The following is an 11,209-nucleotide window of genomic DNA, read 5'->3' on the forward strand; positions in this document are numbered from 1 at the left end:
GCCGACACCTCATTCGCCGCGGTGTTGCACAGGGACAGGGTCGCCGCCAGCGCCGCCGCCTGCTCAGGCGTCGGCAGCAGTTTCACCTGCACCACTAGGTTCACGATCCGTGACTCTATCATTACGAGTGGTTGATCTCGTTGTGATGGCATCGAACCTGGACGTCGAGCGAAACCTCGGTATTCTCTGCGGGCCTCACGTGTATGGGTCTTCGTCTCCATGTACTGGCGGGGGAGCTGACCGGCCAGATCCCGGACCGTCGCCACGAGATCATGGGTGCCGACTTCGACGCCGAACTTCGGAAGTTTCGTGATCTCCGTCTTCAGCGTCGTCAGCGTGCGCCGACGCGACCGGCCGCGCTCATCGGGGGCCGCCGTGCCAGTCGGGCATCGCCCGCTCGCCGACGGCGACGTCGTAGGCCGCCCGGGCCAGCAGCCGCGTCGAGTCCAGCGTCGGCAGGGGAGAGACCTCGGGGGTGATCAGCAAGGGGATCTCGGTGCAGACGAGAGCGACCGCGTCGCAGCCCCGCTCGGCCAGCCGCTCGATGACGCGGACGTACTCCTGCCGCGACGCCTCGCTGATCACGCCGTTCACCAGTTCCTTGAAGATGACCTCGTTGACGAGGGCCCGGTCGCCGGTGTCCGGCACCTCCGCGGCGATGCCGCGGGCGGCCAGCGCACGCGGGTACAGCGGACCGTCCATGGTGTAGCGGGTGCCCAGCACGCCGACGCGGGCACGTCCCTCGGCCGCGGCCTGATCCGCGACGACCTCGGCGATGTGCAACCCCGGCAGCGGGAGGTCTGGGCCCGGCGCCTCGAGGGCCAGGTGGGCGGTGTTGTCCGGGCAGACGAAGAAGTCGGCGCCGGCCCGCGCGAGCCGCTGGGCGCTGGTGGCCAGGGTGGCGCGGACCGCCGCGTGGTCACGCGCGTCCCACGCGGGCATGCTGTAGCCGAACGCGATGTAGTCCAGCGTCACGTCGGGATGCTCGTTGCGGCCGGTCCGGTGGAAGCCCTCCTCGCAGAAGGTCAGGAAGCAGAGGGCGGCTCCCCCTGTGCTGTGGGCGAGAACTCCAAGGTGTCTCATGACGGCTCCAGCGTTCCGGATATCGGGTGAGGGCGCCGGCGGAGCGCCGAGCGGCCCGATCCGAGACTCCCGCGAAGCCCGCCGGGCGCTCATGATTATCTTTGATCGTGAGCGAACGCCGTACGGAGAGCACGACCGCCCGGCTGGCCCGCCTCGGCATCACCGACGTCGCCGAGGCACAACGCCGGCTCGCCGGCCGGGGGCTCGGCGATGACCTGCTCGACGTCCTCGGGACCGCCGCGGACCCGGACCTGGCCCTCACCGGGCTGCTCCGGTTGCTGGAGCGGAGCGACATCCGCGCGGACCTGGCCGGCGACCGGGACGCCCTCGGCCGGCTGATCGCGGTCCTCGGCGTCAGCGCCGCGCTCGGCGACCATCTGGCACGGCATCCCGACCACTGGCGGGTCCTCGCCGGTCCCACGGCACTCCAGCGCCCCACGGCCGACGAACTGCGTACCGTGCTGCTGACCGCCGTCGGTGCCGACCCGGCCGATCCCACGCCCCGCGCGGGAGACCCGGAGCCGATGCTCGCGCTCCGGGCCGCGTACCGGCGGGCGCTGCTGAACCTGGCGGGCCGGGACCTGACGGGGGTGACGGACGTCGAGGACGTCGCGGCCGAACTCGCCGACCTCGCCGCCGCCGCGCTCGAGGCGGGCCTGGCCATCGCCCGTGCCGAACTCGGCGACCAGGCCGGCACCTGCCGCCTCGCCGTGATCGGCATGGGCAAGTGCGGCGGACGCGAGCTCAACTACGTCAGCGACGTCGACGTCGTCTTCGTCGCGGAGCCGATGCCCGGCCAGGACGAGACGGCCGCGCTGCGGGCCGCGACCCGCCTGGCGTCCGGGATGATCAAGGCGTGCTCGGCCAGCACCGCCGAGGGCGCGTTGTGGGAGGTGGACGCGGCGCTGCGCCCCGAGGGCAAGGCGGGCCCGCTCGTACGGACGCTCGCCAGCCACCGTGCGTACTACGAGCGCTGGGCCAAGACGTGGGAGTTCCAGGCGCTGCTCAAGGCGCGCCCGGTGGCGGGGGACCGGGAGCTCGGCGAGCAGTACGTCCAGGCGCTCGCCCCGCTCGTCTGGCGGGCCGCCGAACGCGACAACTTCGTCGAGGACGTCCAGGCGATGCGCCGCCGAGTCGAGGCGCACATCGACCCGGACCAGGTCGGGCGGCAGCTCAAGCTCGGCCCCGGCGGCCTGCGCGACGTGGAGTTCGCGGTGCAACTGCTGCAGCTCGTGCACGGCCGTACGGACGAGGGCCTGCGCGGCCCCAACACGCTGATCGCCCTGAAGAAGCTGTCGTGGGGCGGGTACGTCGGCCGGGCCGACGCCGCCGCGCTGGCTGGCGCGTACCGGTTCCTGCGCCGCGTCGAGCACCTGATCCAGCTCCACCGGCTGCGCCGGACGCACCTGGTGCCCGAGGACCCCGCCGACCTGCGGCGCCTGGGCCGCGCGCTGGGCTTCCGCACCGACCCGGTCGGGGAGTTCACCGCCGAGTGGCGCCGGCACGCCCGGGAGGTCCGGCGCCTGCACGAGAAGCTGTTCTACCGGCCGCTGCTGCTCGCCGTGGCCCGGCTGCCGGGCGAGGAGGCCCGCCTGACCCGTGAGGCGGCCCGTGCCCGGCTGGAGGCGCTCGGCTACACCGACCCGGACGGCGCGCTCCGGCACCTGCAGTCGCTCACGGCGGGGGTCTCCCGGCGCGCCTCGATCCAGCGCACGCTGCTGCCCGTCATGCTGGGCTGGTTCGCCGACGGCCCCGACCCCGACGCCGGCCTGCTCGGGTTCCGGCAGGTCAGCGAGGCGCTCGGCACCACGCCGTGGTACCTCCGTCTGCTGCGCGACGACGTCACCGTGGCCGAGCGGATGGCGTACGTGCTGTCCTCGAGCCGGTACGCCACCGACCTGCTGCTGCGCGCGCCGGAGGCCGTCTCCCTGCTGACCGGCGACGCGACACTGACGCCCCGGTCGTCCGACGCGCTGCGCGGGGAGGCGCTGGCCGCGGTGGGCCGGCACATGAGCGTCGTCCCCGCCCGCCTGCAACTCGACCCGGCGGCGGACGCCGTCACCGCCGTGCGCGGCATCCGGCGCCGCGAACTGCTGCGCGTCGCGGTCGCGGACCTGCTCGGCCGCCTCGACGTACGCGAGACCGGCGAGGCGCTCACCGCCATCACCCTCGTTACGATCGAGGCGGCGCTGCGGGCCGCCGTCCACAAGATCGAGATGGAACGCCGCGCGCCGTTGCCGACGAGGTTCGCGGTGGTCGCGATGGGCCGCCTCGGCGGGTACGAGCTCGGCTACGGCAGCGACGCGGACGTCATGTTCGTGCACGACCCCGTGCCGGGCGCGGAGCAGGAGGCCGCGCCCGCGGCGCACGCGGTCGCCGAGGAACTGCGCCGCCTGCTCGCCCTGCCGGCGCCCGACCCGCCGCTGGTCATCGACCCGGGCCTGCGGCCGGAGGGACGGCAGGGCCCGCTCGTGCGCACCTTCGACTCGTACGCCTCCTACTACCGGCGCTGGTCCTCGCCGTGGGAGAGCCAGGCGCTGCTGCGCGCGGCGCCCGTGATCGGCGACGAGGAGCTCGGCACGCGCTTCCGGGCGCTGATCGACCCGCTGCGGTGGCCGCAGGGCGGGATCGACGACCGCGCCCTGATGGAGATCCGCCGGCTCAAGGCCCGGATGGAGGCCGAGCGGCTGCCCCGTGGCGTGGACCGTCGCCTGCACACGAAGCTGGGGCCCGGCGGCCTGTCCGACGTCGAGTGGGTGGCCCAACTCCTGCAGCTCCGGCACGCGTACGAGGTTCCGGAGCTGCGCACCACGCGGACGCTCGCGGCCCTCGACGCCGCGGCGGCGGCCGGCCTGCTGGACCGTGAGGACGCCGTACGGCTCTGCGACGCGTGGCGGCTCGCCACCCGCATCCGCAACGCCGTCATGCTCGTACGGGGGCGGGCCTCGGACACCCTGCCGACCGAGCACCACCGCGAGCGCTCCGCCGTGGCCCGCGTGCTCGGCTACGACGCCTCCGGCGAGATGCTGGAGGACTACCGCCGCCACGCGCGTCACGCCCGCGCCGTCGTCGAGCGCGTCTTCTACGGCGACGACACGAGCGCGTGACGTCGCCTGCGTCATCGAGCCGCGGCGCCGAGGCGGTGCCCTGACCGGCCCGTCCGGCCAGGGCACCGGCCGGCTCCGGTGCGCGGTCCCGGGCCGACGAGACCCGGGACCGAACGCGGGCGAAGGTCAACGCGTGGTCATCCCCACGTCGGCAGGGACGCGGATACGCGACAATCCCAGCTGTGATCACGAACCGCCCCGTCGCCGCTCTCGCCGTCCTCCTCCTGGTCCTCACCGGGTGCGGTGGCGGTGGACATGGCGGGGCCGCGGTCCCGCCCCGGGCGCCCCGGTCCGCGTCGTCGCCCGCGGTGGCCGAGAACACCAGGCCGGGATCCCCGGACTGGAAGGTGCGCAAGACCGGGGGCGAGCACGCCATCGAGGGCTTCGCCGACCGCGTGAGCGTGCTGCCGGGGGAGTCGTTCCGGCTGTTCGTCTCGACCACCGCCAAGGGCTACACCGTCAGCGCCTTCCGCATGGGCTGGTACGGCGGGGCCCAGGCGAGGAAGGTCTGGGTCGCGCCGCACCAGGCTGGCCGGCGGCAGGCGGCCGCGAAGACGGCGGGGAAGACGCACACCGTGACCGCGCCGTGGCAGCCCTCGCTCACCGTCTCCACCCGTGACTGGCCCGAGGGCTCCTACCTGCTGCGCCTCGACGCCGACTCCGGGACCCAGCGGTTCGTGCCGATCACCGTCCGGTCGGCGAGCACGGCGGGCAGGGTGGTCGTCCTGAACGGCACGACGACCTGGCAGGCGTACAACATGTGGGGCGGCCGCGACCTGTACCAGGGGCCGGGCGGCTTCGACGGCCGGTCCCGCGCGGTCAGCTTCGACCGCCCGTACGACGGGAACGGCGCGGTGAAGTTCCTCGCCTTCGAACAGCCCGCCATCGCGCTGGCCGAGCGGACCGGGCTGCCCCTCGCGTACGAGACCGACAACGACCTGCACCACGACCCGCGGCTGCTCGACGGCGCCCGCGCGCTGGTCACCCTCGGCCACGACGAGTACTGGTCGACCGCGATGCGCGACGAGGCGACGAAGGCCCGCGACGCCGGGATGAACATCGCGTTCCTGGGCGCGAACGCGGTGAACCGGCACATCCGGTTCGAGTCGACCTCCCTCGGCCCCGACCGACTCGTCGTCTGCTACAAGAGCGCCGACGAGGACCCGATCAAGGACCCGGCGGAGAAGACCCAGGACTGGCGTCTGTCGCCCAAGCCGCGCCCGGAGAGCGCCCTGATCGGGATCATGTACACCTGCTTCCCCGCCGACGGCGCCTGGAAGGTCTACCGGCCGGACAACTGGGTGTTCGCCGGCACCGGCGCGCGCAAGGGCGAGGAGTTCCCCGGCGTGATCGGGCCGGAGTCCGACGCGGTGACCGCGGGCGGGCCGACACCGCGCCCCATCGAGGTGCTGGCCCACTCGACGATCCAGTGCGGCACCTCCACGACGAGCACCGACGCGACGTACTACACGGCGAAGAGCGGGGCCGGGGTGTTCGCCACCGGGACCATGCGCTGGGTCTGCGCGATGCGCGGCCGGGCCTGCGGCCACGGGGTGACCGGCAAGGCGGCGTCCTTCGTGTCCCGGGTCACCGAGAACGTCCTGCGCGCCTTCGCCGCCGGCCCGGCCGGCCGGGCGCATCCGGTACGGGACAACCTGGCGAAGATCCGGCCCGCCAAGGCCGGCGCGGCGCAGGGCGCGGACCTCGACTGACTCAGCCGGCTCCTTCTGGCCCGTTCCTAGACCGTGACGACGATCTTCCCGGCGTGGAGCCCCTTTTCGAGGTGGCGGTGTGCCTCGACGACGTCGTCGAGGGCGAACACCGTGTCGACGGCGGGCCGCAGCGCGCCGAGGCGTACACCGGCGTTCAGGAAGGCCGCCATGCGCTTCACCACGACGGCGTCGAGGGTGTGCTCGAAGCTCTGGTAGCCGAAGATCGTGAGCGGCGTGCCTCCCGGGAAGGGGGTCGGCCGAGGGTCCAGGAAGCCCGCGGCGACCAGTGTTCCGCCGGGGCGGGCCGCCTTCAGCAGATCCTGCTGGCCGGGGCCCATGACAAGATCGAGGACGATGTCGGCGCCGGTCCCACCGGTGTGGTGACGGACGGCTTCGACGACGTCCACCTGGTCGGTGGCGATGACCGCGGCGGCGCCAGCGGCGAGCAGGTCGTCCTTCTTCGCAGTATGCCGAGTGACGGCGATGGGCACGGCGCCGATCTGATTAGCGATCTGGATCGCCGCCCGGCCGACGCCGCCGGACGCGGCAGTGATGAGGACGTGGTCGCCGGGCCGCATCCCCGCCTTCTCGACGAGCGCGCCGTAGGCGGTGGAGTACGCGACCCAGATCGCCGCCGCCTCCGTGATTCCCAGCCCGGCCGGCCGGGCGACGACCCGGCTCGCGGGGACCGTGGTGTATTCGGCGTAGCTGCCCCTGACGATCGCGTCCGGAACGGCCGTGAGGATGACCGGATCGCCGATCTCCAGCCCGGTGACCTCGGGGCCCAGCGCGTCGACGACGCCGGTTCCCTCGACGCCGAGGCGAGCGTGTGGCAGGGGGACGGTCACGGGCGAGGTGCCGGAACGCATCATCAGGTCGAGCGGGTTGACGGCGAACGCCTCGATCCTGACCCGTACCTCGCCGGCCGCGGGCTCGACGGCCGGCTCCTCGACGACGTGCATGACGTCCGGCCCGCCGAACTCGTCGAACACGATGACTCGTGGCATGGTGACTCCTCCGCGTCTGGTGCTGGTCTCGTTGCTCACGGAAGACGTTACGGAGCCGTCGGTTACCTCCTGGTACCTTCGATTCTCATGCAGAACGCGGCCGGACCGACCTTCCTCGCCGACTGCCCCACGCGCCTGGCGGTCGAGATCCTCTCCGACAAATGGGCCCTGCTCGTGCTCTTCGGGCTCAGCCATCAGCCTCGCAGGCACGGTGAGCTCGTCGACCTCATCGGCGGCATCTCGCGCAAGGTCCTCACCCAGACGCTGCGCCGGCTCCAGCAGTACGGTCTGGTCGAACGCCATGCCGAAGCGCCACGGCGGGTCGAGTACAGCCTCACCGACCTTGGCCGGACCCTCGTCGAGCCCATCGAGGTCCTGACGACCTGGGCGCGGGACTACGGCGGGGCCATCGCCGACTTCCAGGAGGCGGCGGAGGCCGACACTCCTGCTCGGGCTCGCGCGCAGGGTTGATCTCGGCGACGGGCATCGACTCGCGGTCAGCGGACCGTCGAGCCGCCCGTCTCGGTGGAGAAGACGCGGGCCATCGGGCCGAGGCGCGGGACCATGACCCGTACGGTCCGGGTCGCGGCGTAGCCGGCGGCCAGGGTGACCACGCCGCCGATGGCGTCGAGCAGGTAGTGGTTGGCGGTGCCCAGGATCACGAGCACGGTCGCGGCGGGGTAGCAGTACACCAGCCACCGGACCCGGCTGGGCCGCGTCACGTCGGCGATGGCGATCGCGCACCACAGCGACCAGCCCGTGTGCAGCGACGGCATGGCGGCGTACTGGTTCGACACCGAGGCGACCGGCGAGGCGCCGGACTCGTACAGGCCGCCGCTGTGGAACGCGTTCGCCGTGTCGACGAACCCGGCGATCATGCGCGGCGGCGCCAGCGGGTACAGCCAGAACCCGATGAGGGCGAGGACCGTCGTAGCGAAGATCAACCGCCGGTAGAACACGTAGCGGTCCGGATGGCGAACGTACAGCCAGACCAGCACGCCGATCGTGAGGACGAAGTGGAGGCTCGCGTAGTAGTAGTTCGCGCTCGTCCCGAGCCAGCGCACGTCCGTGAACAGCCGATTGATCGACAACTCGACGTTCAGGTGCAGCAGGTGCTCGAGGTGGAGGATGTCATGCCCGCGGCTCAGCGCCGCCGTGTGGTTGCGCGGCACGAGGTCGCGTACGAGGGAGTAGGCGCCGTAGCAGAGGGCGATGAGCAGGATCTCGCGATAGAAGCGGGGGCGCCCGGCGGGTCGCCCGCCCGCCTGCACCCCCGTCAGGTCGCCCGTGGCGACCGGCGCCACGGCCGACCTTGACATGATCCCTATGTTCTCAGATCGAATCGGGTGACCCGTCGGTATTCCTTGTCTTGTTTGTCACTTTGTGATCTTTCACCGGACCGGTCCCCGTCGTCTTCCGGTGCATGAGCCCGCTGATGACCAGCGCGCCCGCGGTGATCAGGACTCCGGCCGCCGCGTCCAGCAGGTAATGATTGGCGGTCGAGAAGATCACCAAAATTGTCACGATCGGGTAAAGGGTGGCGATCGCCCGAACCCACGGACGCCGCGAAAGCGTGACCACCGCGACCGCGCACCACAATGCCCACCCCGCGTGCATTGACGGCATTGCCGCGAACTGATTGGTCAGTGAACCGGCCTCGGGCGAGGAATACAGGCCGAAGCTGTGCAGCGCCACCACCGGGTCGACGAAGCCCTGGCCGCCGAGGAAACGCGGCGGCGCCAGCGGGTACAGCCAGAAGCCGAGCAGCGCGATCCCGGTGGCGACCATCAGGGCCGTGCGCAGCCGGCGGAAGTGCTGCGGCCGCCGCTGGTAGAGCCACACGAGCACGGTCAGGGTGACCGCGAAGTGAGCGGTGGCGTAGTACCAGTTCGCCGGCCTGGCCAGCGACGGCGCCCGCAGCAGCGCGTGGTTGAGGTCCAGCTCGACGTCGATGCCCAGCACGTGCTCCAGCCGCAGGATCTGCGACGCGTGCGCGTACGCCGTCGCCTCGTCATGCGGGATCAGCAGCCGGACCAGCGTGTACGCGCAGTAGAAGGCGGCGGCCAGCGCGATCTCGCGCCACAGCCGAGGCGCTGGCGACGGCACGGGCGAGGCGACGGGCTGCTTCTCGACGGGACGGGGATGGGGGGCGGCTAGCTGGGCCATGATTTCAATCTTCGACGAGTCGCACCCTTTTGTGATCATCTCCAGGAATGGTCTGCGACTCGACCCAGGAGACTACGCGCCTAGTCCTCAGGGGGGATGCCGTCCCCTATCGGTCCCACCGGATCGTGCCCAGGGTACGTCCCCGTTGAGCGTGCCCGCGCCTCGGCGGATGGCTCAGGGGGGCGGGGGCAGCACCTGCTCGGCCGCCGAGCGTGCCCTCGCGCCGCGGATGGCTCAGGGGGGCGGGGGCAGCACCTGCTCGGCCGCCGAGCGTGCCCTCGCGCCGCGGATGGCTCAGGGGGGCGTGGGCAGCACCTGCTCGGCCGCCGAGCGTGCCCTCGCGCCGCGGATGGCTCAGGGGAGCGCGGGCAGCACCTGCTCGGATGGGGTGCCCTCGCGGAGCGCGCGGCCGACCGTGCAGTGGTTCTCGTGCACGCGGTGCGCGACCTCGGTGAAGATCTGCTGCGCCTTCTCGTCCCCCTCCGGGAACTCCACGTCGTACGTGACGGTGATCGGCCCCAGTTTCGTGGGCGCGACCTTCTCGGCCGCGACGTTCGCGACGAGCCGCACCAGCCGGTGACCGCGCTTGGCGGTGAGCGGCTCGATCGTCACGATCTCGCAGCCGCCCAGCGCGGCGAGTAGCAGCTCGACGGGCGTGAAGACGCCGTCCTCGTCCGAGCTCCCGACGGCGACCTCCGCGCCGCGGTCGTTCCGGGCGACGAAGCCCCCGTCGTCGGTGCGCTCCACCCGAACCGAAGCCATGGTCCCTCCTTTGTAGGTCGCTCGTCAGTAACCATGGTCCCGGACGAGTTGTTCCAGCCAGGTACGCGCCTGGTCCACATGCGTCTCGGTGAGCCCGTGCAGGGGATCCACCGGGACGATGAGGTGGGGGCCCAGCCGGGTCTCCTTGGCGAGCACCTCCGTGACGTCCGGCTCGTCCTCCAGCCAGACGAACGGCCGCTCGCCGACCCAGGCGGCCACGTGCCGGGCCTTCCACGCCCCGAGCGAGAACCGCGGATCGTGCCGGGGGATCGGAACGTGCGGCAGGGACGGCAGCCCGACCCGGGGGCTGATCCAGTCGTTCGCCGCGTCCGTCCAGTAGCTCGCCCAGACGAGCTCCGCCCCGGTGTCGGCCGCGAGGGCGGTGAGCAGCGGCCCGTGCAGCGGGTTGAGCAGCAGCCGGTAGACCACGCCGTTGGGGGAGGCGCGGTACCGCTGATAGCCGGGGGACCGTTGTAGGGGGTTGAGAACACCGTCCACGTCGAGAAGCACCAGCGGCGTGTCCATGACATCGGACGCTATGTCAGCCGATGCGCTCCGGCCAGTGTCCGGCGGAAGAATGATCGATCAAATTCCACATCCGGGTCAGAAGCGGCAACCTGTCGGTCAGGGCGTTCCGGCGGTGGTGCTGCGTCGTTCGAGGAGGACGACGTCGCGCCAGCGGCCGTGGTGCCGGCCCAGGCGTTCCCGGACTCCGACGGTACGGAAGCCGGCCCTGGCGTGCAGCCGCAGGCTGGCCGCGTTCTCGGGGAAGACGCCCGACTGGATCGTCCAGATCCCGGCGGCCTCCGTCGAGTCGATGAGGGCCTGCAGCAGCGCGGCGGCGATGCCGCGGCCGTGGTGGTCGGGGTGGACGTACACGCTGTGCTCGACGACCCCCGCGTAGACGCAGCGGCCGGACACCGCGGTGACCGCGATCCAGCCCAGGACCTGACCCGTGGCCGTGTCCGTGGCGACGTGCCGGTGCTCCGGAAGCTTCGCCCGGTCGAAGGCGTCCCAAGTCGGAGCCTCGGTCTCGAAGCTGGCCTCGCCGCCGTCGAGCCCCGCCTGGTAGATCGCCAGAACGGCGCCGGCGTCGTCGCCGCGCATCGGCCGGATCGTGACCCCCGGCGGGACCGGGACCCGGCCGGCCGGGGGCGTCGCCACCGGCTGTTCGCCAGAGCCGTTCTCACTGATCTCGGGCATGATCACTCCCTGGGGCGTACCTGAGCGGCGGGCTGCTCATCAGCGCCCTGGATCTCCGCTGCTGGAGCGACTGAAAGTCGGGGCACAAGCTGCCTGTGAACGGCGAGGGGCCGCCGCTCAGGTACGCCCCAGGGAGTGATCATGCCCGAGATCAGTGAGAACGGCTCTG

Annotated in this window: 10 protein-coding genes; 3 read left to right on the forward strand and 7 right to left on the reverse strand. The window is 72.1% G+C overall.

Annotation, left to right across the window (positions count from 1 at the left end; all coding sequences use genetic code 11):
* Positions 1 to 360: 360 nt before the first annotated feature.
* Positions 361 to 1,083: an amino acid racemase gene (locus AB0L00_RS45535; protein ID WP_364444502.1), complete on the reverse strand. Its 723-nt coding sequence runs from the start codon at positions 1,081 to 1,083 to the stop codon at positions 361 to 363.
* Between the two features lie 104 nt (positions 1,084 to 1,187).
* Between AB0L00_RS45535 and AB0L00_RS45540 the strand changes: the two genes are divergently transcribed.
* Entirely contained in the window at positions 1,188 to 4,190 is a 3,003-nt protein-coding gene (locus AB0L00_RS45540; RefSeq protein WP_364444520.1) for a bifunctional [glutamine synthetase] adenylyltransferase/[glutamine synthetase]-adenylyl-L-tyrosine phosphorylase, read from the forward strand.
* Positions 4,191 to 4,372: 182 nt separating this feature from the next.
* Positions 4,373 to 5,902, forward strand: a complete 1,530-nt coding sequence (locus AB0L00_RS45545) for a N,N-dimethylformamidase beta subunit family domain-containing protein (protein ID WP_364444505.1) — start codon at positions 4,373 to 4,375, stop codon at positions 5,900 to 5,902.
* 26 nt (positions 5,903 to 5,928) lie between these two features.
* Here AB0L00_RS45545 and AB0L00_RS45550 read toward each other — a convergent pair whose 3' ends face one another.
* Positions 5,929 to 6,909 (reverse strand): zinc-dependent alcohol dehydrogenase family protein, encoded by a 981-nt coding sequence (locus AB0L00_RS45550; protein ID WP_364444507.1) that lies wholly within the window; start codon positions 6,907 to 6,909, stop codon positions 5,929 to 5,931.
* A gap of 87 nt (positions 6,910 to 6,996) precedes the next feature.
* Between AB0L00_RS45550 and AB0L00_RS45555 the strand changes: the two genes are divergently transcribed.
* Positions 6,997 to 7,380, forward strand: coding sequence for a helix-turn-helix domain-containing protein (locus AB0L00_RS45555; protein WP_364444509.1), 384 nt, complete (start codon positions 6,997 to 6,999; stop codon positions 7,378 to 7,380).
* A 26-nt stretch (positions 7,381 to 7,406) separates the two neighbouring features.
* Here AB0L00_RS45555 and AB0L00_RS45560 read toward each other — a convergent pair whose 3' ends face one another.
* The 5 genes from AB0L00_RS45560 to AB0L00_RS45580 form a co-directional block, all read right to left on the reverse strand.
* Positions 7,407 to 8,228, reverse strand: a complete 822-nt coding sequence (locus tag AB0L00_RS45560) for a phosphatase PAP2 family protein (protein ID WP_345363829.1) — start codon at positions 8,226 to 8,228, stop codon at positions 7,407 to 7,409.
* Positions 8,229 to 8,241: 13 nt separating this feature from the next.
* On the reverse strand, positions 8,242 to 9,114 hold the full coding sequence (locus AB0L00_RS45565; RefSeq protein ID WP_364444511.1) for a phosphatase PAP2 family protein: 873 nt from the start codon (positions 9,112 to 9,114) through the stop codon (positions 8,242 to 8,244).
* Positions 9,115 to 9,429: 315 nt separating this feature from the next.
* Entirely contained in the window at positions 9,430 to 9,837 is a 408-nt protein-coding gene (locus AB0L00_RS45570; protein ID WP_345363833.1) for an OsmC family protein, read from the reverse strand.
* Between the two features lie 24 nt (positions 9,838 to 9,861).
* Complete coding sequence (locus AB0L00_RS45575; protein ID WP_364444514.1) at positions 9,862 to 10,362, reverse strand: HAD domain-containing protein; 501 nt, start codon at positions 10,360 to 10,362, stop codon at positions 9,862 to 9,864.
* 99 nt (positions 10,363 to 10,461) lie between these two features.
* Complete coding sequence (locus AB0L00_RS45580; RefSeq protein ID WP_364444517.1) at positions 10,462 to 11,040, reverse strand: N-acetyltransferase family protein; 579 nt, start codon at positions 11,038 to 11,040, stop codon at positions 10,462 to 10,464.
* Positions 11,041 to 11,209 lie beyond the last annotated feature (169 nt).

Origin of the sequence: Actinoallomurus sp. NPDC052308 (assembly GCF_040679195.1) — a bacterium.
In the GTDB taxonomy this organism is placed as follows: domain Bacteria; phylum Actinomycetota; class Actinomycetes; order Streptosporangiales; family Streptosporangiaceae; genus Actinoallomurus; species Actinoallomurus liliacearum.